The organism is Szabonella alba (genome assembly GCF_016765775.1).
GTDB classification, from domain to species: Bacteria; Pseudomonadota; Alphaproteobacteria; order Rhodobacterales; family Rhodobacteraceae; genus Szabonella; species Szabonella alba.
The window spans coordinates 15463-37465 of sequence record NZ_JAESVN010000004.1 but is presented as its reverse complement, the minus strand read 5'-3'; the positions used below and the strand labels follow the sequence as shown (position 1 = coordinate 37465).

Sequence of the window (22003 nt, the reverse complement as noted above, 5' to 3'; positions counted from 1 at the left end):
CAGGGACGCCGGGGCAACGGCACCCTGGACCTTCGCGCCAGAAGGCGGGAAACCGTATTTCAGGGCAACCATGGCATCCCCGGGATCAAACACCGGAGAGCCCGGCCAGAGGCCCAGCCTCGGGGGCGCGGAGTTAACGGATAGTTAACCCCAGAGATATCCACAGGAATTTAGTTTGGCCCACCAGCTCCCCTTCCACAGGTTGCGGAAGGGGCGGAATGGGCCACCAGATCTGGAAAGAGGGTGAAAAGGTGCGCGCCTGCGTGATACGGGCGCCCGCGTCTGTCCCGGCGGGGATCAGGCCGCGCGGCGGGCGCGCATCGCCTCGGCGAATCGTTCGAACAGGTAATAGCTGTCCTGCGGGCCGGGGCTTGCCTCGGGGTGATACTGCACCGAAAACACCGGCCTGCCATTGACCGCGATGCCACAGTTCGACCCGTCAAACAGGCTGACATGGGTTTCGCGAACGCCTTGGGGCAGGGTCTGGCTGTCCACGGTGAAACCGTGGTTCATCGAGGTGATCTCGACCTTGCCGGTCTCCATGTCCTTGACCGGGTGGTTCGCGCCGTGATGACCGTGATTCATCTTGACGGTCCGGGCCCCAAGCGCCAGCGCCAGCATCTGATGGCCCAGACAGATGCCGAATACCGGCAGATCGGCCTCCAGCACACCGCGGATCATCGGCACGGCGTAATCGCCGGTCGCCGCCGGATCGCCGGGACCATTGGACAGGAACACGCCTTCGGGATTCTGCGCCAGAACATCGGCCGCCGTGGCGGTCGCGGGCAGCACGGTCACCTCACATCCTGCGCTGGCAAGGCAGCGCAGGATATTGCGTTTCGCGCCATAATCAATGGCCACCACGCGCAGACCCGGACCTTCGCGCCGTGTATAGCCTTCGGGCCATGCCCAGCGTTTTTCATCCCAGCGATAGCTTTGGGTGCAGGACACATCCTTGGCAAGGTCCAGCCCGACCAGACCTTTCCAGCCGCGTGCTTTGGCCACAAGCGCCTCGATATCGAACTTGCCGGACGGATCATGCGCCAGTGCCACATGCGGCGCGCCCTGCTGCCGGATCGCCCGCGTCAGGCGGCGCGTGTCCAGCCCGCCGATGCCGATACGGCCCTTGGCGGCCAGCCATTGCGTCAACTCTCCCGCAGCGCGCCAGTTCGACGGCTCGGTCGGGTCCCATTTCACGACCATTCCGGCGGCAACCGGATCGGTCGTCTCGTCATCCTCGGGGGTCACACCGGTATTGCCGATATGCGGGAAGGTGAAGGTGACGACCTGCCCGGCATAGGACGGATCGGTCATGATTTCCTGATAGCCGGTCATCGCGGTGTTGAAGACCAGTTCGGCCACCGTTTCCCCGACCGCGCCGAACCCCTTGCCATAGAACAGCGTGCCATCGGCCAGCGCAAGGCAAGCGGTTGGAATTGCAGAACTATCGGAAGAATGGGGCATGGGACGACTCTCTCTGGCCGGATTTCGCGGACACTACGGGCAGGGGCGGCTGGGGTCAAGGCCAGGGGGTGAAATGGAATATATATAAAAATCAATGCCTTATCGACAATGCCGATGGTTGCGACGGATCGGTGCATCGGATAGGATCATGGCTTTCCGGGTCCGCTGCGGGTCCGGCCCCAAACCCGGCCTGTTGCCGGGGTGCACATCATGATGTCAGCCAGAGGTCCCAGAATGACACTTCGCGAGAAACTTCAGATCGCCCTGAAGGAATCCCTGCGCGCGCGGGAGGCGGACCGGCTCTCGACGCTGCGGCTGATCAATGCCGCGATCAAGGACCGTGAAATAGCGCTACGCGGGCAAGAGGGTGGCACCGGAAATGCCGAAGGTGAAGGCGGCGTCGATGAGGCCGCGATCACCGCGATCCTGTCTCGCATGGTCAAGCAGCGTCAGGAAAGTGCGCGCGTCTATGAAGAGGGCGGCCGTCTGGAACTGGCGCAGAAGGAACTGGACGAGATCAAGGTGATCGAGGAATTCCTGCCCCGGCAGCTTTCCCCCGAAGAGGTTGACGCCGCGATCGGCAAGGCGATCACGGCCGTTGGGGCTTCGGGCATCCGGGACATGGGCAAGGTGATGGGTGAGCTGAAATCGCATTACACCGGGCAGATGGATTTCGCGGCTGTCGGCCCGATGGTCAAATCCCGGCTGAGCTGATCCCCGGGCGGGGCTGATTTCCGGCGGGGTGAAGGCCTCCCGCAGGAAGGCCTCTCCAAGGCGGCAAAGACGCGCCGGGGTGCAGGCATGGCAGACGCACAGATACCGGAGGGTCCGGTCAACGCCGCGCAGACAGGGCCTGTCGCAGTTCGGGTTCCAGCCGCAGACGTTCCGCTTCGGACAGGAAGGCGCCGATCTCGACCCGGCGGGGCCCGCCGCTCAGTGTCAGGTAATGCGGCACCGGACCGCCCTTTTCATGGCGTTCGATCCGCACCCAATGGGGGTTCGCCTCCCAGTCCTGCCTTGCGCCGCGCGGGCCATGGCGGGTCAGGAACAGACGGTCGCCGGTCAGGCGCAGCTCTTCCAGGATCTGACCATCGCGATAGCTGCGCCTCAGCGCGATCCAGATCCCGGCCAGCGCCAGACAGAAGAAGGGCAGCAGCCCCCAAAGGACGGGTGAGCCGATGACCACCAGCAGCGGCAGCGCGATCAGCGCCGCCGTGGCCCCGATGAACAGCACGAAACCGCGCCGGGGCAAGGACCGGTGCGGCCACAGATGCAGGCGGTGATGCGGGCCGTCCGGGCCGGGTTCGGGGGGAAGCCATTCATAGGGCATCAAAGCACCTGTTCAGTTACGGCGCAGCCGCCGCAGCAATGCCAAAAGCAGCGCCAGCACCACCAGCCCCGCCCCTGCGAACAGCAGCGCCCCGGCAATTGTTCCCGTCTGATCCGTCCAGTGAAGACCCGTCTGCAGTGCTGCCTCATCTGCCGCAGCAGGATCGGCGGGCCGCAAGGCCAGAAAGGCGATCAGCCCGGTTCCGGCATGGAAGGCATAGGCCCCGAGCCCCGCCATCCAGCGCCGCAACCGCAGGCCGAATCCGGGCGCTGCCCCCTGCATCAACCCCTTGGCCAGCAGCGCCGTTCCCGACAGGGCCAGCCCGACCAGCCCCAGATCCAGCAGCAGACCCGGCCCTGAGCCGCGATGATCAAAAGGCAGGTCTGTTGTCTTGCTGTCGGGCATCCCGGCGACAGGATCGGCTGGCCCGGATCCGTCACCCGACAGCAGGACCATCACCGCGCTGAACAGCAGCGCCAGAACGGCCGTAGCCGCCGCCATGGGCGGCAGACCCGCATTGCGGAAGGCCGGGCGCATCAGCAGGGGAAGAACCAGCCAGAGCGCCAGCAGCGGAACGGAAAGGTAAAGCGACAGGATCATCGGGGCAGGGGCTCCGTTTCAGCTTGGGGCAGGATCGGCGTTCCCTCGGATCGCGGGACGATGGGAAAGAGGCCAAAGCAAAAGGCCCCGGATCGCTCCGGGGCCTTCCGCATCTGTCACGGGATCAGTGCGCGTGGCCCTTGTCCCAGTCCGACTGCTTCGGCAGCTGCTCGAACGTATGTTCGGGCGGCGGCGAGGGCAAGGTCCATTCCAGCGTGTCGGCGTATTCGTTCCAGTAGTTGTTCTGCTCGACCCGCTTGCCGGCCTTCAGCGTGTAGAAGACGATTCCGATGAAGAACACGAAGGACGCGAAGGACAGGAAAGCCCCGACGCTCGACCACCAGTTCCAGTAGGCAAACGCCTCGGGATAGTCGATATAGCGGCGCGGCATGCCCTGACGGCCCAGGAAGTGCTGCGGGAAGAAGGTCAGGTTCGCACCGATGAACATGGCCCAGAAATGCAGCTTGCCCGCCCATTCCGGATATTGCCGGCCCGACATCTTGCCAATCCAGTAATAGATCCCGGCGAAGATCCCGAAGACAGCGCCCAGCGACATCACATAGTGGAAATGCGCCACGACGTAATAGGTGTCGTGATAGGCCCGGTCGACGCCCGCCTGGCTGAGCACGATGCCGGTCACGCCGCCCACGGTGAACAGGAACAGGAAGCCGAAGCACCAGAGCATCGGGGTTTTCATCTCGATGGAGCCGCCCCACATGGTGGCGATCCAAGAGAAGATCTTGATGCCGGTGGGCACCGCGATCACCATGGTCGCCAGCATGAAGTAGCTTTGCTGGGTCAGCGACATGCCTACCGTATACATGTGGTGCGCCCAGACGACGAAGCCCAGAACACCGATTGCCACCATCGCATAGACCATCGGCAGATAGCCGAAGATCGGCTTGCGCGAGAAGGTCGCAATGACCTGGCTGACGATACCGAAGGCAGGCAGGACGATGATATAGACTTCCGGATGGCCGAAGAACCACAGGATGTGCTGATACAGGATCGGGTCGCCGCCGCCCGCCGGGTCAAAGAAGGTCGTCCCGAAATTGCGGTCGGTCAGCAGCATGGTGATCGCGCCCGCCAGAACCGGCAGCGCCAGCAGGATCAGCCATGAGGTGACGAAGATCGACCAGGCGAACAGCGGCACCTTGTGCAGTGTCATGCCCGGTGCGCGCATGTTCAGGAAGGTGGTGATCATGTTGATCGCGCCGAGGATCGAGGAGGCACCCGACAGGTGGACCGCGAAGATCGCGAGATCCATCGAATAGCCGCCCTCATTGGTCGACAGCGGTGGATAGAGCACCCAGCCCACGCCCGAACCCAGTTGCTCATTACCGCCCGGGGTCAGCACCGAAGCCACCGCCAGCGCGGTGCCCGCGACATACATCCAGTAGCTGAGATTGTTCATGCGCGGGAAGGCCATATCCGGCGCGCCGATCTGCAGCGGCATGAAATAATTGCCGAAACCGCCGAACAGCGCCGGGATCACGACGAAGAACATCATCAGGATGCCATGCGCGGTGATCAGCACGTTCCAGACATGCCCGTTGGGCGTGCAGTCTTCCAGCGCGGCAGCCGTCAGGCGCGCGCCTTCCATGCACATGTACTGGACGCCCGGCTCCATGAGCTCCATGCGCATATAGACGGTGAAGATCACCGAGATGAGCCCGACAAGCCCCCCGGTGAACAGATAAAGGATACCGATATCCTTGTGGTTCGTGGACATGAACCAGCGGGTGAAGAACCCGCGCTGGTCATGGTCGTGGCCATGAATGGCTGCGTCGGCCATACGTGCCTCCCGTTGCAATGATCCCGTGCGGCGGGGATCCGGGGATCCCGCCGCTGATGGTCTTGTTCTAGTTCGCTGCTGCGGCGGCGGCAATCGGTGACTTTGACGCAGAGCCATAAAATCCACCGCTGATGCGCCCCTGCGCGGACCGTGTGGCGATTCGTCCGTGGCAAAACGGCAAAAGGGCCGCCTCCGGGCAGGAGGCGGCCCCGTCATGAGGGGTTTCAGTGTGGAAAATGCCGCGCCTTAGCGCGCGACCGAGGCCAGATAGGCCGCCACATCGGCACCGCCCTTGCGCAGGCGGAAGGTCATCGAGGATTTGGCAGCGGAATCACCGGTCTTGGCCGCGATCCAGGCCTGCGGGTCGACGATATAGGTGTCGATCTCGGCCTCGGTCCAGACCAGACCGGACCCCGACAGCGATGCCATCGAGGCCCCATAGCGGAAATCGGTGCTGCCGACGGCCCGGCCTACCACACCGTAAAGATTGGGGCCTGTGCGCCCGCCCTTGACGATTTCGGTGCCATCGGGGGCGACGACGGCATGGCAGGACCGGCATTTGCCGAACTCCCTCTCTCCCGCGACGGGATCACCGGCATGGAGCGGAGCGCCGAGCGCGGACAGGACAACACAGGAAATCACAAGGGCTCTGGACATCACTTACCTCATTGGCACCGGCCGTCACGACAGGGAGAAGAGCCGCTGCCGGAACGGGCTCTCACCGCGCTAGATAAGCGCGCCACCCGGCGCTTTCCAGCGCGATTCGTATGCGGGTTCAATCTGTCGCGGGGGGCGGGTCGGGAAAGTGATCGGCAAAGCAGCGCATCAGCGCCGCATCCAGATCGGCCATCGTCACCGGCAGGCCCAGATCGACAAGGCTTGTAACCCCGTGTTCGCGGATACCGCAGGGCACGATCCCGTCAAAATGCGACAGATCAGGCTCAACATTGATGGAAATGCCGTGGAAACTGACCCAGCGGCGCAGTTTCACCCCGATGGCGGCGATTTTCTCCTCGGCGGGGCGGCCATCGGGGCCGGGGCGGTCGGGGCGATCCACCCAGACGCCGACCCGGCCCGAGCGGCGTTCCCCCGTCACGTTGAACTCGGCAAGCGTCGCGATCACCCAGTTTTCCAGCGCGCAGACGAAGCGGCGCACATCGCGGCCGCGCCGGTTGAGATCCAGCATGACATAGGCGACGCGCTGGCCCGGCCCGTGATAGGTATATTGCCCGCCACGCCCGGCGACATGCACCGGAAAGCGGTCGGGCGAGACCAGATCGGCCGGATCGGACGAGGTTCCAGCGGTGTAAAGCGGCGGATGTTCCAGCAACCAGACCGCCTCGGGTGCGGTGCCTGCCGCGATTGCGGCAACCCGGGCCTCCATGGCCGCAAGGGTTTCGGGATAATCAGCCAGCCCCTCAAACACGCGCCATTCCATTTTCGTTTCCTTCCTTCCCGCCCCGTTCAGGGGGCGCGGTCGTCACCACCCCGTGATAATTGCGCTTCGCAGGGCCAAGGGGTCATGCTACGCTTTCGCGCATCAGATTCAGTTCATTTGACTTCGGAGTGTTGAAAATGGCTTTCAAGGGATTTGCAAGTCTTTGTGCCGCGGCGGCACTTGTCGTGGTGCCGGTGCAGCAGGCAGCGGCCGATAGCGGATTGGTCGGGGGTATCGTCGGCGGCATCATCGGCGGGGCGATCGTCAACCATGCCAACAAGAACCAGCGCCGCACGACGACGCAGCGTTCGACTCGTTCCACGGCCAGCAGTGCGACCCGCACCGCGAATCGTGAGGTTCAGGTTGCCCTGAACTATTTCGGCTTTCCTGTCGGGACGCCCGACGGGGCCATCGGGCCGAAATCGCGCGCCGCAATCTCGGAATATCAGGCGACACTGGGATTCGTGCCCAACGGGCAGTTGAACGCGTTTGAGCGGGATCTGCTGGTCAGTTCCTATTACCGCGCACAGGCGGGCGGGGCTGCGACCATGGCACAGATCTCGCAGAACCCGCGCGGTGCCAAGGGCCTGCTGATCGGTTATCGTGATGAACGGCTGGGGGTTACCCAGAATGCCGGGCAGATGGCGGCGGCAGCGCAGGCCCCGGGGGCCGCGATGGGATTCGCTGCGGCAGGCACGGGTCCGGTGGCGTCCGCCGTCCCGCAATTCGGTGCGACAGCAACACCCGCAGCGTCGGCATTGGGGACGGGATTGCCATCCTTCATGGGGCAGGGGGCACAGCAGGCCTCATTGGCCTCGCATTGCAACAAGGTGTCGCTGGTCACCAATTCCAACGGCGGTTTCGTGACGCAGGTCACAATGACCGATCCCGCCTTCACCCTGTCGGAACAGTTCTGTCTGGCGCGCACCTATGCCATCGCGCAGGGGGAGGATCTGGTCGCGAAGATTTCAGGCTTCACTCCGCAACAGATTACCGAGCAATGTGCCGGTCTGGGCCCGGTGCTGAAGGATCATGTTGCCGCTGTTTCGGTCAAAAGCCGCGAAGAGGTGATGCAAGGGGTTTCGGGATTCGTGCTGGGGTCGGGCATGGCGCCTGCCCAATTGGCGGGAACGGCCAAGATCTGCCTTGGGGTCGGCTATGTGACCGACAATATGGATGTGGCCATCGGTTCGGCGCTGGTTCTTTCGGTGCTGGGGGAACAGGGCTATGGCGAATTGCCGGGACATCACCTGATCTCGGGCATCGGGGCGGCGCAGCGTGCCGATCTGGCGCTGCCGTGGTTCGATATGGGCCATGATGCCGAGGCGGCTGGCGCAGCCCCGGTCTTTGCGCCGGGAATGGCCGATCGCGCAGCGCTTGTTCGGCTCGCGGCCTATTCGGCGGCGGGGCGGCAGGTGCCGGGCACCATCGTGCCGAATGCGCCGATCCCGGCCTCGTCGGGCCTGCCCAGTTTTGCGGTGCCGGGCGTCACCACGCCCTCTGCGACACCCTGAGTGTCAGCCGGACAGGGCGCTTGACCCCTCAGGACAGGGCGGCATGCGACTGGCTCTGACCTGATGATGCGACCACAGAAAGGGCGCCCGCGGCACAACCGCCGGGCGCCCTTTTGATTGCGCCGGGCAGGGCTGCGGAAAAATGCGGAGAGGCTCAGAATTGATCTTCCCTTCCGCGCCGCGCTTCGCTAAGACCCCGCTCGTCACCGACAGTGCGGTCGTGGCGGAATTGGTAGACGCGCAGCGTTGAGGTCGCTGTTCCTTAACCGGAGTGGAAGTTCGAGTCTTCTCGACCGCACCATTCACCCCCTGAGGGTGAGCCTTCGCCCGGCGGAGGGTGAGATTTTCCAGAAAATTAGCGGCAGGAACGCAGAATGCAGTCTGTGACTGTGTGTTCGGCTGCGGGCATGGCCCGAGGGCGCTTGTGTGCCGGACCGCGCGTCGCAGGGGGCTGTCTGCCCCGCTTGTCCGCTCGCGCGGTCAATTCACCCCCCTATTCACTCCCGCCGAGAATATGATCGATGAGAAGACCGGGCGCGCGCGTCAGGGCAGGATATGCAGCCAGACCCAGGCGGTCAGGATCGTTCCGGCCGTGGCCAGCAGCACTGACGAGGCTGCAACCCGCCGCGCGGCGCCATAGACATCGGCAAAGAGATAGGCATTGACCCCCGGCGCCATCGCCGCCGTAATGACGGCCGAGCGCATCTGATCGGTGGTCAGCCCGAAACCGAAGCGCCCCAGCCCCCAGGTGATCGCGGGATGGACGATCAGCGACAGGGCGCAGACCACGGCGATCATGCGCATATCCCCCTCGGGGCGGTAGCGCAGCAGCACCCCCCCCAGCCCGAACAGCGCCGCCGGAATTGCCGCGCGCACCATCATGTCCAGCGCGTTCCAGGCGACGCCGGGAAGGGGCAGGCCGGTCAGATTGACGATCAGCCCCGCCGTGATGCCCAGAACCAGCGGCTGGGTGAAGATCGCGCGCAGGATCTGGCGCAGCAGGGCCGGCTTTGACAGCCCATGCCCCCGGGCGCGCAGCAGTTCCATCAGCGTGATACCCACGGCATAAAGAAACGGCGAATGCACTGCGATGATCGCATAATTGCCCGCCAGCGCCTCGGCGCCATAGGCGCGTTCGGTGATCGGCAGGCCGATCAGCAGCGTGTTCGAGAAGCTGGCCACAAAGGCGATGGACAGCGCATCGACCGCGCTGCGCCCGAAAAACTGCCGCGCCAGAACAAAGGCGATGGCCCCTGACCCCAGTGCCCCGGCATAAAAGCTGATGATCAGTCCGGGCACGAAGGCGGTGCCCAGTTCCAGACGGCTCATAGACGAGAAAAGCAGGCAGGGGATCGCGAAATTCTGCGCGAATTTCATCACCCCGTCGACGGCGGCCTCGGACACGATACCTTTCCACGCCGCGAAATAGCCTGCGCCGATGATCAGGAAAACCGGCAGGATGACATCCAGCAGCGCGTTCATTGCGGGGCTGCCAGTTCGATCACCATGCCGTCATGGGCCGGGATGATGTGATCGGGCGTTTCGGCCATCACTGCATCGTGGTCCAGATCATTGTGCATATTGGTCAGCACCGCGCGGGCGGGGCGCGCCCGGGCAATCCAGTCCAGCGTCATCGCCAGATGGGCATGGGTCGGATGCGGTTTGCGGCGCAGCGCATCGACCACCCAGCAGTCCAGCCCTTCCAGCAGCGCCCAGCTTTCCTCGGGGATGGTCACGGCATCCGGCAGATAGGCCAGCCCGCCGATGCGGAACCCCAGCGAGGGGATCGCACCATGGCCGACGGCGAAGGGCACAAGCGTCACCCCGCCTCCGGCCCCGTCCACCGTGAAGGGCTCGGTCCCGATGGCATGCAGATCGAGGATCGGCGGATAGGAAGACCCTGCGGGCTGCACGAAGGCATAGCCGAACCGCGCCGTCAGCGCGTCTTGCGTCGGGCCATCGGCCCAGACCGGCAGGCGCGCGCGGCGGTTGAAGACGATCTGGCGCAGATCGTCGATGCCATGGGTATGGTCGGCATGGGCATGGGTGAAGGCCACCCCGTCCAGCGTGCCGATGCCTGCTGTCAGGAGTTGCTCACGCATGTCCGGCGAGGTGTCGATCAGCACGCGCGTCACGCCTTTTGCCCCGCTCCGTTCGACCAGCATCGAACAGCGGCGGCGGCGGTTGCGGGGATTGGCCGGGTCGCAATCGCCCCAGTCGCCCCCCAGACGCGGCACTCCGCCCGAGGATCCGCAACCAAGGATGGTGAAGCGCAGACGTTCCAACGGACGGGCCATCAGGCGGGCCTGACCCTGGTGAACAGCCGTTCAAAATTCGCCTCGGTCGCGGCGGCGAAATCCGCGAGTGACAGGCCGAAGATATCAGCACCCACCTGTGCGGTATGGGCGGTATAGGCCGGTTCATTGCGCCGCCCGCGATGCGGGGGCGGGGCCAGATAGGGGCTGTCTGTTTCCAGCAGAATCCGGTCCAGCGGCGCGCGCGAAAAGATATCGCGCAACTCCTGCGATTTCGGAAAGGCCGCGATGCCCGACATCGAGAGGTAGAATCCCAGATCAAGCGCGGCGCGGGCCAGCGGTTCCCCCGAAGAAAAGCAATGCATGACGCAAGTATAGGGCGCGGCGCGGAAACCTTCGGTCAGGATCTCGGCCATGTCCTCATCCGCCGCACGGGCATGGATGATCAGCGGCAGGCCGGTTTCCTGCGCCGCCGTGATATGGATGCGCAGGCTGTCGCGTTGCGCCACTGCCGTCTCGGCGGTGTAATGGTAATCCAGACCGGTTTCGCCAATCCCCACCATTTTCGGATGCTGCGCGACGGCGATCAGATCCGCAACCGAGACGGGGGGCTGCTTGCCCACCTGCATCGGATGCAGGCCGTAAGCATACCACAGTGACGGATGCGCCTCGGCCAGCGCGCGCACGGCGGGCTCCTGACCGGGTTTGGTGCAGATCGTGACCATGCGGTGGATGCCTGCGGCATGGGCGCGGGCGATGACGGCATCGACCTCACCCTCGAAATCCGGAAAATCCAGATGGCAATGGCTGTCGGTCAGGTGCGGTGGCTGGGTCGTTGGTTCGGCAGTCATGCTTCGGGCTTACCCTCGGGCGAGCTGTCCCGCCGTCTCGTCAATGCTCAGCACCATATCCATGAGAAGGGCGGCAGGGTCAAGGTTGACCGCCCGTCCGCGTCTGGCCCGGGCGGCCAGCCCCTGCGCGAGATCGGCCCAGCCACGCGCCGCGCGCGGATCGGGGGCCAGCCGGGCCAGAAGGGCAGCCTCGCCCGGGGCGGCCTCGGGCGCGGTTTGGCCCAAAGTGCCCGCACGCGCAAGCCGGGCAAGGAACAGATCAATCAGCGTCAGGATCAAATCAAAGCTTTCCTCTGCACCCCGGCCCGCGCCCAGATCGGCAAGGGCGGCGGCGCGCATCCGGTCCAGCCGGGGCAGGGTGGCGAACAGTTGCACCAGCCCCCGGTAAAGGTTCAACCCGTCAAGGTTCAGGATACGGATCGCCTCACCGACCGAGCCGCCGGAAAGCTGGGCAAGGGCGGCGGGATCTTCTGGCGGAGTTCCGGCATCGGCCAGCGCATCGGCCATCGCCCCGGGCGACAGCGGGGCCAGCCGCAACTCGCGGCAGCGCGACCGGATCGTGGGCAGGATGCGCGCGGGCTGATGGCAGACCAGCAGCAGGGTTGCGCCTTCGGGTGGTTCTTCCAGCAGTTTCAGCAGCGCATTGGCGGCCTGCGGGTTCATCTCATCCACACTGTCGATGATCGCGGCCCGGCGTCCGCCATCACTGGCCGAGAGGGTGAAGAAGCCTTTCATCTTGCGGACCTCATCAACGGTGATGACGGTCTTGAGCTTTTTCTTCTCGTCATCCCAGGCGCGGCGCAGATGAAACAGGCGCGGCTCAGCCCCGGCCATCGAACGGCGCATCACCGGGTGGTCGGGGGGAATGTCCAGCCGGTCGGGGGGCGGCGGGGCGAACATGCCACCATCATCATCGGGTGTGGCCAGCAGGAAGCGCGCGATCCGCCAGGCCAGTGTCGCCTTGCCGAAACCGCGCGGCCCGGTGATCAGCCAGCCATGATGCAGCCGCCCGGAATTGAAGGAGGACAGAAAGCCCGCTTCGGCGGCCTCCTGTCCGTAAAGCCGCAGGGTTTCGCGCGGATGGGGCGCGCCGGTGACGCGGTCGGGTTCGGGCAAATCCTCGGGCGGGGCGGCCTTGGGCGCGCGGCTCATGCCAGACGCTCCAGTGCGCGGGCCAGCACATCGGCGGCAATGCGGTCGGTGTCGCGGTCGCCGTCGAAACAGGCAAAGCGGTCCGGGTCGCGCGCGGCAAGATCAAGGAACCCGGCGCGCATTCGGCGTTGCAGGTCCAGTCCCATGCCCTCAAACCGCAGTTCCGCCGTTTCGCGCGCCACGGCGCGGGCCAGCCCGGTTTCGGCAGGAATGTCGATCAGGAAGGTCAGGTCGGGTTCGATCCCGATCATCAGGCGGTGCAGGTCATCGACAAGACCGCGCAGTTCCGCGCCCCCGTCGCGCGCGATGCCCTGATAGGCGCGGGTGCTGTCGGCAAAGCGGTCGGTGATGACCACCGCGCCCCGGTCCAGCGCGGGCAGGACGGTCTTTTCCAGATGGTCGCGGCGCGCGGCGGTGAACAGCAGCATCTCGCTTTGCGGCGACCAGCGGTCGGCCCGGCCCTCCAGCACCAGCCTGCGGATTTCCTCGGCGCCCGGGCTGCCACCGGGTTCACGCGTCAGGACGGTGTCGAGCCCGCGCGCGGCAAGGGCGCTGTGCAAAAGCCGCGCCTGCGTGCTTTTGCCCGAGCCGTCAATGCCTTCGAAGCTGAAGAACAGGCCGCGCCCGGCCGAAGTCTGCGCCATTTCAGGAGGCCGGTTCGCCCGCATCGGCAAAGCGCGCGCGCAGCAATTCGGCCGCAGCGCCCAGCCGCTGAAGATAGCTGCCCGCCCCGATATCGGACTCGGTGAACAACGGGATCCGCCGTTCGGGCAGATCGGGGACGCGGACCACCAGTTCGGCCACTTGCGTTCCGGCGCGCATCGGTGCCTGCAAGGGGCCGCTATAGCTCAGTTCGGCCTCGACCCCCTCCTGCACCAGCGCGGGCACCAGCATCGTGACATCCTCGGCTGCGACCAGTCCGACGCTCGGGGCGGAACCCAGCCAGACCTCGGCCTCGGCCAGCCGCACCCCGGCCTTGACGACGGTTTTCAGCACGAATTGCCGGAAGGCCCAGTTGACGATGCGTTCGCTTTCCTCGGCGCGCGCGGTCTCGCTTTGCAGTCCGGTGATGACGAAGATCACCCGCCGGTCGCCCTGTTTGGCCGATCCCGCCAGCCCATAGCCCGCTTCGTTCGTATGCCCGGTCTTGAGCCCGTCCGCCCCGCCGCCAAGCGTCAGCAGCGGGTTGCGGTTGAAGCGGTTCGCCGGGGCGCGGTCGGCATAGTTGAATTCGGTTTCGGCAAAGATCGGGTAATATTCGGGGAACTCCGCGATCAGGCGGCGCGACAGGATGCCCAGATCGCGCATCGACATGCGGTGATCGGGATGCGGCCAGCCTGAGGCATTGGCAAAGACCGAGTTTGACATCCCAAGCGCGCGCGCGCGTTCGGTCATCTGCTGGGCAAAGGCGGCCTCGGTCCCCGCCAGACCTTCGGCCACGACGACACAGGCATCATTGCCGGAATTAACGATAATGCCGTAGATCAGATCGCGCACCGTGGGGCGGTCGCGTTCATTCAGGAACATGGTCGAGCCACCCATGGCGCGGGCATTGGACGAGACGGAAAACTCGGTTTCCATCGTCACCCGCCCGTCGCGCAGCGCCTCGAACAGCATGTTCAGCGTCATCAGCTTGGACATCGACGCAGGCGGCAGGGCCTCATCGGCATTCTTGTCCATCAGCACGGTGCCGGTGGTCATGTCATAGACCCATGCGGCACTGGCATTGGTCTCGAAGGCCAGCGCCGCAGGCGGCAGCGCAAGACTGGCCAGAAGGGCCGCAAGGGTGGTGGCCGCGAAAGGGGCGCGCAGACGGTTGAACATGGATTGGTCCTTTCTGTCGCGGTCAGCGTGAGACGAAATAGGCATCGGTGAAGCCGAGCCCCTTTACCTGTGTCAGCATGGCATCGCGTCCGCCTGCCGTTGCAGGCCCGGCAGTTACGCGCCAAAAGGTCTTGCCCTGACTGGTTTCGCGCAGGACGTTCCCGGCGATCCCGGCCTTGGACAGGGTGTCGGCGGCGCGTTTGGCATTGGCCTCGACGCTGAAAATGCCGATCTGGATCAGGCTGCGCGCGCCGTTGGTGGGGGCAGCGGCAGGGGCCGCCGGGCGGGCCGGGGCTGCAGCCGTCACCGTCGGGGCAGCCGGTGTTGTGGGCGCCTCTGCTGTCACGCCCTGTTGCGCCTCGACCCGGTTCAGCGCCGCCGAGGCGGCGGCGGGCGCGTCCAGCGAGGCGGTTTCGACCGTTTCGGCCGCATCGAGGATCGGGCGCGAGGCGTCAGGCGCCTCGACCGGCACTTCCTCACGCCGCAAAGCGGTGACATTCAGGCTTGCGGGCTGGCCTGCCAGCATATCCAGGGCCGCCGCCGCATCCGATGAAATCTGCAAGGGCGGGCCGGGATTGACCCGTTCACGCCGGAACAGTGCGCCGATCACAAATTTGCCATTGGCCGGGTTGCGCAGGATCACCCGCTCGGGATCGACCGCGTCGGGTGACGCGACCCAGACGCCGCCAAGCGAGGGGCGTCCGTCCCAAAGCGCCTGATCGGTGACCTGAAACACCTGCGGTGCCTCGACATCGCGATCCACCAGCCGCACCGAAGTGGCGGCTGTCGCCCCTTCGCTATCAGCGGAATCTGCGTTTGATGTGAAGGGGTTATTCTCTGTATTGCATGCCGAAAGCATCAGCCCCGCCAATGCCGCGACGATCAGCCCGCTATGGTTCACCCGTTTCATTCTCGCCCCATGCCTGCGCGAATTCTGTGCCGCGCCCCGTTTTTGCCCGATGGTCCCGCAAGGACCGGCCCGGGTTTGTTTCCCCCGGATTGCATCTATCATACCGGCAACACCGCGCAGAGGAAAGACCAAGGGCAGCGGCCGGACATCCGCCCGGCGAGATCATGCAGCCGCCGCTTTCCGGCCCGTCTTCCCGATCTGCCTGGTCCTTTCTGGACGAAAGGCCGCCCCTGCCGGGCGGCCTTTGCAGTTGTGTCGCTGTCTCCCTGCGGACAGGGCGGATGGCGTCACTCGGCCTTGGTGGCCTCGATCGAGAGTTGCACCTCGACCTCATCCGACACGAAGGGCGCAAAGGCGCCCATGTCGAAATCCGAACGCAGCAGCGTGGTGGTCGCGCTGAACCCGGCCCAGGGCTTGTTTTCCATCGGGTGATCGCCCAGCTGGTTCATCACAGCGTCCAGCACGACCGGCTTGGTGATGCCGTTCATCGTCAGATCACCGGTGATCATCGCGGTATTGTCACCCGTCACCTCGATGGTGGTCGAGGAGAAACTGACCGTATCATTCTCATCGGCCCCGAAGAAATCCGCCGACATGAAATGCTCGAACCGGCCTTCCCATCCGGTCAGCATGGACCGCACCGGGAAGGCGACCGAAACCGAGGATGCCGCCGGATCTTCCTGATCGAACGCGATTTCGCCTTCGAAACCGCCGAACATGCCCCAGTTCGTGGAATAGCCCAGATGGCTGTAGGAAAAGACGATCTGGCTGTGGCTGGGGTCGATCACCCAAGCCTCGGGCGCGGCAAGGGCGGGGCTGGCCAGAAGCGCGGAAAGCGCAAGGACCGGGGCGGACAGGGCGAAGGGTTTCATGGAGACTCCTTTGAAATCATATATGTGCCTTCCTATGCTGCGACCGCGAAACAGGGGCAATCCGGCAAAATCCAACAAGGGTTGAGTGGAGATGCACATCACATGCGGGTGTCCGGCGTCCTGACGGACCATTGCCGGGGGCAGGGCGGGCGGGGCGCAGCGCAAGCGTCGCGAAGCCGGGCAGTCCGGGCCGGTGAAAGGGCCGCGCGACACGTCCGAACCGGCCCAGCATCCGGGCTTGCAGGGCGTGTAAAGCGCCTCTATAAGGCAGCCTTCCTGCCGCACCCCCCTTTTCATCGGTGCAGACTCTCGTGGACGGCCCGCGGACAGGATGGGCCGGCCTATGAAATGCACCCGGATACGGAGTTCACATGCCGCTTTACGAGCATGTCATGATTGCGCGTCAGGACTTGTCCAACACGCAGGCCGAAGGGCTGATCGAACATTTCTCCACGGTTCTCGGGGATAACGGCGGCAAGGTCGTCGAGCACGAGTACTGGGGCGTCAAGACGATGGCCTACAAGATCAACAAGAACCGCAAGGGCCATTATGCCTTTCTGAAAACGGATGCGCCCGCCGCTGCCGTTCAGGAAATGGAACGCCTGATGCGCCTGCATGACGATGTGATGCGCGTCCTGACCATCAAGGTCGATGCCCATGGCGAAGGCCCGTCGGTGCAGATGCAAAAGCGCGACGACCGTGAGCGTGGCGACCGGGGTGATCGTGGTGGTGACCGGGGCGATCGTGGTGACCGGGGCGATCGTGGTGGTGACCGCGGTGACCGGGGCGGCGACCGTGGTGGTGACCGCGGCGGCGACCGTCGGCGTTGATCTGAGACAGGAAAGGACCGAATATCATGGCGACCAAACCGTTTTTCCGCCGCCGCAAGGTCTGCCCCTTCTCGGGCGACAATGCACCGGCAATCGACTACAAGGACACGCGTCTTCTGCAGCGCTACATCTCTGAGCGCGGCAAGATCGTTCCCTCGCGTATCACCGCCGTTTCGGCGAAAAAGCAGCGTGAACTGGCGACCGCGATCAAACGCGCCCGCTTTCTCGCGCTGTTGCCCTATGCCGTGAAATAAGGAGCACATGACATGCAAGTGATCCTTCTTCAGCGCGTGGCCAAGCTGGGCCAGATGGGCGAAGTCGTCAACGTCAAGGACGGCTATGCGCGCAACTTCCTGCTGCCGCAGGGCAAGGCGCTGCGCGCCAATGACACGAACATCAAGTCGTTCGAGTCGCGCAAGGCGCATCTTGAGGCCGAAAACCTCGAGACCCGCAAGGAAGCCGAAACCGTGGGTGCCAAGCTTGACGGGCAAAGCTTTGTCATCATCCGCTCCGCTTCGGATTCGGGCGCACTTTATGGCTCGGTCACCACGCGGGACGCGGCCGATGTGGCAACCGAGGCCGGATTCACCGTCAACCGGGGTCAGATCGTGCTGGACAAGCCGATCAAGGATCTTGGTCTGCATGTGGTGACGGTCGTTCTGCACCCCGAGGTCAGCGTGAAGATCACGCTGAACGTGGCGCGCTCGAACGAAGAGGCCGAATTGCAGGCCTCGGGCAAGTCCATTCAGGAGCTTGCCGCCGAAGCCGAAGCCGAGGCCGAATTCGAAATCTCCGAGCTTTTCGACGAAATGGGCGCAGCCCAGGATGGCGAAGACCTCTGATCTTCGGGGCCAATGGCCGGAAATTGAAACGCGCGGAGGAAACTCCGCGCGTTTTTTCATGCCGGTAACGGCGGGACGGATCCTGATGGGCAGGGATGGAACGGACAGGCAGGGGGGACCGCTCGCTAAGGATATTCGACCCTAAGGATATTTGGGAAAAGAAGAAAGGGGCGGGCCAGGTGCATAGGGATCATCCGGCCAACTGCGGTTGCCCTTGCATCTGGTTTGGCCTCTGTTCGGGCAAATGCAGGTGCAATGCCTTGCCGTCCTCCGAGAACCGGCCCCGGATGAAGCGTTCAGGCTGGCGCACTTCGGGCCAGTCCGCCGCCCAGTCGCGATAGCGGTCATTCGTCACGATGATTGCATTCATGTCCCGCGCGGCGCGCAGAATGACCGGATCGGCAGGCATTCCCTTGTCCACCACCATCACCCTGTCCTTCGGCAATCCCAGTTTCCGTCCCAGCGCGCCGTCATGCAGATAGCGCCCGGCGATCTGATATCCGGCATTTGCATCAAAAACGACACCGGGCTGATAGCCGCTCAGTTCAAGTTCCCGCAGTACGGTTTTCAAGCTGTCCAACTGGGGTGTTCCATCCCGCCAATGCAGGACATTGGAACCATCCACGACGACAGGCGGCCGGGTGCGGTGTTCGCGGCGGTTTCTGGCAGGTCTGCGCCGGAAATCCGTGACCAACAGCCAGAGCGCGGCGGACAGGGCCGAAGCGGCAATCAGGGCATAATCCTGTAATCCGGGCAGGATCATCGTGGCAAAGAGGCCCGCGAGGCAGGTCACTGTCAGGGAAAGGGGGGTGGACATCGGTCCTCCGGCAGGGCAGCTGCGATCGCGAAATGCCGAAAGCATAGGGTGCGATCCGGGCGGAAGAATGGCGAAACGCCCTTGTTGTGCACGACCCGAAACGCAGTCTGCAGAAAATGCAAGGGGCCGCGCCTTGCAAGGCGCGGCCCCCGTTTCGGCCCCGTCAGGGAGTTTCTGATCAGATTTCGTCCAGCGCCTCGATGGCCTTCTGAAGTTCGTCCTTGTCAATTTCCTTGTCGGTCACCTTGGCGCCCGCAACGATGAAATCGACAACCTTGTCTTCGAAGATCGGCGCCCGCAGTTGCTGTTGCATCTGCGGATTCTTCTGCACGAATTCGAAGAACTGGCGCTCCTGACCCGGATATTGACGGGCCTGCGTCAGCACGGCCTGGGTCATTTCCTGATCGGTTACCGTCACATCGGCCTTGCGGCCCACTTCGGCCAGCAGAAGGCCCAGACGGACGCGACGCTCGGCCAGGGTCTTGTGTTCCTCGGTCGGCTCGATGGCGTCGTGGTTATGGCCCTCGACCTCGGGGTTTTCCTCATGCCAGAGCTGATGCGCGATCTGCCCGGCTTCGGCCTCGACCAGCGAGGGCGGCAGGTCGAATTTCACCATACCGTCCAGTTGATCCAAGAGCGCGCGTTTCATCACGGCCCGTGCGGCGCCCTGATATTCGGCTTCCAGACGCTCGGCGATCTGGCCTTTCAACGCGGCCAGATCCTCGGCCCCGTATTTCTTGGCCAGTTCATCGTTCAGTTCGGCGGGTTTCGGTTCCTTGACGGCCTTGACCGTGCATTCGAACACCGCCGACTTGCCGGCCAGATGCGCCGCGCCATAGGATTCGGGGAAGGTCACTTCGACCTTCTTTTCCTCACCAGCCTTGGCGCCGACAAGTTGTTCCTCAAAGCCCGGAATGAAGGAATTCGATCCCAGCACCAGCGGATAATCCTCGGCAGTGCCGCCTTCGAAATAGTCACCATCGACCGAACCCTTGAAGTCGATCACGACCTGATCGCCATCCTTGGCCTTGGTGCCCTTCTTGCGGTCCTCGAAATTCTGCGCGCTTTCGGCAAGGTTCTTCAGCGCCTCATCCACCGCAGCCTCATCGGCCTTCACGACCAGACGGTCCAGCGTGACGGCGCTTGCGTCGATCTCGGGGATCTCGGGCAGCGCTTCATAGGACATCTCGACAACGACATCCTGACCTTCCTGCCAGTTCTCGCCCCCGACCATCTTGACGTCGGGCTGCATGGCCGGACGGTCGCCGGAAGCGTCGAAATGCGACTTCATGGCGCCGTCGATGGCTTCCTGCATCGCATCGCCCATCAGGCGCGGACCGAACTGCTTGCGCAGCATCGCCATCGGGACCTTGCCTTTGCGAAAGCCCTTCATCTCGATCTCGGGTTGCGCCTCGACCAGCTTTTCCTGCACTTTCGCATCAAGTTCGGCCGCGGTCACCGTGATGGTATAGCCGCGCTTCAGACCTTCGTTCAGGGTCTCGTTGACCTGCATGTATCCGTCCTTTTCCTTGTCCTCGCCGCCGGGGAAAGTTCTGCCTCCCCCGGGCCTCGCGACGCCGGAGCATGCAGTCCGGCCCGCAATCTCTGGGGCTGGCTTCTAACCAAGAAACAAAGGGGATGAAAGGGAAAACGAAAGCGGTGCGTGACAGGGCTGCAGCCGCGTTGACCCGGGCCGCGCCACAGGATATCCGGGCAGGGTGCGGGCGTGGTGGAATTGGTAGACACAGCAGGTTTAGGTCCTGCCGCCGCAAGGTTTGGGGGTTCGAGTCCCTTCGCCCGCACCAGAGCCGGTCCGTAACCCCCCGTATAAACGAGCCTGATGGCCGTTTCCGGGGTCACGGGGCAGGACCGCCAGGCAGTTTTAACTCGCCCTATGCGTGAATTCAGTAGACTTTTTCCCGCACTGGTCGCAAATTCGACTGGAGCCGACCGTAATCCTGCCACAATTCAGCGGAAGGCTGCTCTTGAGACAGCGAAAGGGTTTCCGATGGGTCCGGCTTTCAGCACAGAATTCAAACAGTCCGACGGGTTTCAGGCCAGCGGTGGTCTGACCAGCGGTCTAGCGGACGGTCTTCCGGAAGGGGGGCGGCGGTTTGATCCCGCAGTTCTGCTGGCGCCGGATGCGGCCGAACGGGTGCTGCCCGTCACCAGCACCGGTGGGCTGCTTGCGGGGATGACAGTGCTGACATTGCGCGGCACGGTGCCGGTTGGTGATCTGGTTGCAGGCGACCGGGTCATTACCCGCGCCGGCACAAGGGCGCTGCGCGCGGTTCAAAGCGAAGTGATCCTTCGGGCCGAGATGATCCGCGTCAGCGCCTCGGCCCTTGGCGTCGACCAGCCCGAGGAGGATTTGTACCTGTCGCCCGAGCAGCCGGTTCTGGTCCGTGACTGGCGCGCGCAGGCGCTGAAAGGTCAGCCACAGGCGGTGATTCCCGTCGGCGCGCTGATTGACGGGGAATACATCCGCCCGGTGACCGTGGTCGGGCAGCGCATCTTCCGTCTGGAATTCGACGGTCCGGTCGTTCTCTATGCAGGCGGGTTGGAACTCGCCTCGGTTGAGGGCTGAGCATCCGCCCATCACTTGACAGAAACAAGCGGGCCGTCCGGTCCGCTTTATTCTGATCATCCCGCTCAGACCTCCAGCATCAGACCCCCAATGTGCGAAACAGTCCCGGCAGTTCGTCGGGCAGATCCTCGGCAATCAGCCCGGGGCCAAAGCGGCGCGCAGCCTCGGCATGAAGCCATGCCCCGCTGCAGGCCGCGTCGAACGGATCGGCCCCCCGGGCCAGCAACCCGGCGATGAACCCCGCCAGCACATCGCCCGATCCGGCTGTCGCCAGCCAGGGCGCGGCCTTGGCACCAGTGGCGCGATTCACGGCAAGACGGCCCGCAGGGCAGGCGATCAGGCTGTCGGGACCTTTCAGCAGAACCACCGCACCGCTGCGCCGCGCGGCCTCGCGCACCCTATCCTCACGGGCGACCGCCGGGGCCGCCGCCAGATCGGGAAAGATCCGCGCGAATTCGCCGTCATGCGGGGTCAGGACGCAACGCGCATGGCACAGATCCGTCAGCGCGGCGGGCGCACCGCCATAGGCCGAGAACGCATCTGCATCCAGCACCACGGCGCGCCCCGACCGGCAGGCGAGCGGCACAAGGGCCTGCGCGCGCTGCAGCCCAAGGCCCGGCCCAAGGCAAAGTGCCGTGAACCGCGTATCCTGCAGCAGGTCGGCCAGTGCCGTCGCATCGGGCAGGGCGCGCAGCATGATGGCATCCAGCCGCGCCGCATTCTCGGCCAGCGCCTCGGGCGGCGGGGCCAGCGTCACCAGACCCGCACCAATCCGCAAGGCGCCCCGCGCGGCCAGTCGCGCCGCGCCGCCCGCGCCGCTGTCGCCTGCCAGAACCAGAAGATGCCCATGCCGGTCTTAATGGGCATCCGCCGCCTTGCGCAGGGTTTCCAGCAGCCGAGGCCCCGGGGTGATCTCCCTCGC

Annotated in this window: 23 protein-coding genes and 2 tRNA genes; 8 read left to right on the top strand and 17 right to left on the bottom strand. The window is 64.6% G+C overall.

Annotation, left to right across the window (positions count from 1 at the left end; all coding sequences use genetic code 11):
• Positions 1–297: 297 nt before the first annotated feature.
• On the bottom strand, positions 298–1464 hold the full coding sequence (carA, locus tag JL811_RS10365; protein WP_202688567.1) for a glutamine-hydrolyzing carbamoyl-phosphate synthase small subunit: 1167 nt from the start codon (positions 1462–1464) through the stop codon (positions 298–300).
• Positions 1465–1698: 234 nt separating this feature from the next.
• Here carA and JL811_RS10360 point away from each other — a divergent pair, with 234 nt between their 5' ends.
• Positions 1699–2178: a GatB/YqeY domain-containing protein gene (locus tag JL811_RS10360; RefSeq protein WP_202688566.1), complete on the top strand. Its 480-nt coding sequence runs from the start codon at positions 1699–1701 to the stop codon at positions 2176–2178.
• A 118-nt stretch (positions 2179–2296) separates the two neighbouring features.
• Here the strand turns inward: JL811_RS10360 and JL811_RS10355 are convergent, their stop codons facing one another.
• The 5 genes from JL811_RS10355 to lipB all read right to left on the bottom strand — a co-directional run bounded on the left by JL811_RS10355 (position 2297) and on the right by lipB (position 6627).
• Complete coding sequence (locus JL811_RS10355) at positions 2297–2794, bottom strand: DUF2244 domain-containing protein (protein WP_202688565.1); 498 nt, start codon at positions 2792–2794, stop codon at positions 2297–2299.
• A 12-nt stretch (positions 2795–2806) separates the two neighbouring features.
• The gene (locus JL811_RS10350; RefSeq protein WP_202688564.1) at positions 2807–3394 is read right to left on the bottom strand and encodes a hypothetical protein; all 588 of its coding nucleotides are present in this window, start codon (positions 3392–3394) and stop codon (positions 2807–2809) included.
• Between the two features lie 124 nt (positions 3395–3518).
• Complete coding sequence (gene ctaD, locus JL811_RS10345; protein ID WP_202688563.1) at positions 3519–5189, bottom strand: cytochrome c oxidase subunit I; 1671 nt, start codon at positions 5187–5189, stop codon at positions 3519–3521.
• A gap of 246 nt (positions 5190–5435) precedes the next feature.
• Positions 5436–5846 carry a c-type cytochrome gene (locus tag JL811_RS10340; protein WP_202688562.1) on the bottom strand — a complete coding sequence of 137 codons (411 nt, stop codon included), beginning with the start codon at positions 5844–5846 and terminating at the stop codon, positions 5436–5438.
• A gap of 118 nt (positions 5847–5964) precedes the next feature.
• A complete protein-coding gene (lipB, locus tag JL811_RS10335) occupies positions 5965–6627 on the bottom strand; it encodes a lipoyl(octanoyl) transferase LipB (protein WP_202688561.1) in 663 nt (220 codons plus the stop codon).
• 137 nt (positions 6628–6764) lie between these two features.
• Between lipB and JL811_RS10330 the strand changes: the two genes are divergently transcribed.
• Together JL811_RS10330 and JL811_RS10325 are read left to right on the top strand one after the other, a co-directional pair.
• A complete protein-coding gene (locus JL811_RS10330) occupies positions 6765–8141 on the top strand; it encodes a peptidoglycan-binding domain-containing protein (RefSeq protein WP_202688560.1) in 1377 nt (458 codons plus the stop codon).
• A gap of 214 nt (positions 8142–8355) precedes the next feature.
• Positions 8356–8442, top strand: a tRNA-Leu gene (locus JL811_RS10325).
• Between the two features lie 242 nt (positions 8443–8684).
• On the opposite strand, the gene JL811_RS10320 is transcribed toward JL811_RS10325, so the two are convergent.
• The 8 genes from JL811_RS10320 to JL811_RS10285 form a co-directional block, all read right to left on the bottom strand.
• On the bottom strand, positions 8685–9623 hold the full coding sequence (locus JL811_RS10320) for an AEC family transporter (RefSeq protein ID WP_202688559.1): 939 nt from the start codon (positions 9621–9623) through the stop codon (positions 8685–8687).
• Positions 9620–10438, bottom strand: coding sequence for an MBL fold metallo-hydrolase (locus tag JL811_RS10315; protein WP_237684921.1), 819 nt, complete (start codon positions 10436–10438; stop codon positions 9620–9622). The genes JL811_RS10320 and JL811_RS10315 overlap by 4 nt, the downstream gene beginning before the upstream one ends.
• Positions 10438–11247: a TatD family hydrolase gene (locus JL811_RS10310; protein ID WP_202688558.1), complete on the bottom strand. Its 810-nt coding sequence runs from the start codon at positions 11245–11247 to the stop codon at positions 10438–10440. The genes JL811_RS10315 and JL811_RS10310 overlap by 1 nt, the downstream gene beginning before the upstream one ends.
• Positions 11248–11256: 9 nt before the next feature.
• Positions 11257–12399 carry a DNA polymerase III subunit delta' gene (locus JL811_RS10305; protein ID WP_202688557.1) on the bottom strand — a complete coding sequence of 381 codons (1143 nt, stop codon included), beginning with the start codon at positions 12397–12399 and terminating at the stop codon, positions 11257–11259.
• Entirely contained in the window at positions 12396–13043 is a 648-nt protein-coding gene (gene tmk, locus JL811_RS10300) for a dTMP kinase (RefSeq protein WP_202688556.1), read from the bottom strand. The genes JL811_RS10305 and tmk overlap by 4 nt, the downstream gene beginning before the upstream one ends.
• Position 13044: 1 nt before the next feature.
• Positions 13045–14223 (bottom strand): D-alanyl-D-alanine carboxypeptidase family protein, encoded by a 1179-nt coding sequence (locus tag JL811_RS10295; RefSeq protein WP_202688555.1) that lies wholly within the window; start codon positions 14221–14223, stop codon positions 13045–13047.
• A 22-nt stretch (positions 14224–14245) separates the two neighbouring features.
• Positions 14246–15133, bottom strand: coding sequence for an SPOR domain-containing protein (locus tag JL811_RS10290; protein WP_202688554.1), 888 nt, complete (start codon positions 15131–15133; stop codon positions 14246–14248).
• Positions 15134–15420: 287 nt separating this feature from the next.
• A complete protein-coding gene (locus tag JL811_RS10285) occupies positions 15421–16005 on the bottom strand; it encodes a YceI family protein (protein ID WP_202688553.1) in 585 nt (194 codons plus the stop codon).
• A 371-nt stretch (positions 16006–16376) separates the two neighbouring features.
• Here JL811_RS10285 and rpsF point away from each other — a divergent pair, with 371 nt between their 5' ends.
• Genes rpsF through rplI form a run of 3 tightly spaced genes read left to right on the top strand, consistent with a single transcriptional unit; the run spans position 16377 to position 17677 of the window.
• Entirely contained in the window at positions 16377–16835 is a 459-nt protein-coding gene (rpsF, locus tag JL811_RS10280) for a 30S ribosomal protein S6 (protein WP_202688552.1), read from the top strand.
• Positions 16836–16861: 26 nt separating this feature from the next.
• The gene (gene rpsR, locus JL811_RS10275) at positions 16862–17089 is read left to right on the top strand and encodes a 30S ribosomal protein S18 (protein ID WP_189410033.1); all 228 of its coding nucleotides are present in this window, start codon (positions 16862–16864) and stop codon (positions 17087–17089) included.
• Positions 17090–17101: 12 nt separating this feature from the next.
• Positions 17102–17677, top strand: coding sequence for a 50S ribosomal protein L9 (gene rplI / locus JL811_RS10270; protein WP_202688551.1), 576 nt, complete (start codon positions 17102–17104; stop codon positions 17675–17677).
• 190 nt (positions 17678–17867) lie between these two features.
• Here rplI and JL811_RS10265 read toward each other — a convergent pair whose 3' ends face one another.
• Both JL811_RS10265 and tig read right to left on the bottom strand, forming a co-directional pair.
• The gene (locus JL811_RS10265) at positions 17868–18494 is read right to left on the bottom strand and encodes an NYN domain-containing protein (RefSeq protein WP_202688550.1); all 627 of its coding nucleotides are present in this window, start codon (positions 18492–18494) and stop codon (positions 17868–17870) included.
• A 178-nt stretch (positions 18495–18672) separates the two neighbouring features.
• Positions 18673–20007, bottom strand: a complete 1335-nt coding sequence (tig, locus tag JL811_RS10260; protein ID WP_202688549.1) for a trigger factor — start codon at positions 20005–20007, stop codon at positions 18673–18675.
• A gap of 207 nt (positions 20008–20214) precedes the next feature.
• Between tig and JL811_RS10255 the strand changes: the two genes are divergently transcribed.
• Together JL811_RS10255 and JL811_RS10250 are read left to right on the top strand one after the other, a co-directional pair.
• Positions 20215–20299 (top strand) — tRNA-Leu (locus tag JL811_RS10255).
• Between the two features lie 203 nt (positions 20300–20502).
• On the top strand, positions 20503–21081 hold the full coding sequence (locus JL811_RS10250; protein WP_202688548.1) for a Hint domain-containing protein: 579 nt from the start codon (positions 20503–20505) through the stop codon (positions 21079–21081).
• 79 nt (positions 21082–21160) lie between these two features.
• Here JL811_RS10250 and JL811_RS20265 read toward each other — a convergent pair whose 3' ends face one another.
• Positions 21161–21877, bottom strand: coding sequence for an ADP-dependent NAD(P)H-hydrate dehydratase (locus tag JL811_RS20265; RefSeq protein ID WP_337924745.1), 717 nt, complete (start codon positions 21875–21877; stop codon positions 21161–21163).
• Between the last annotated feature and the right edge of the window lie 126 nt (positions 21878–22003).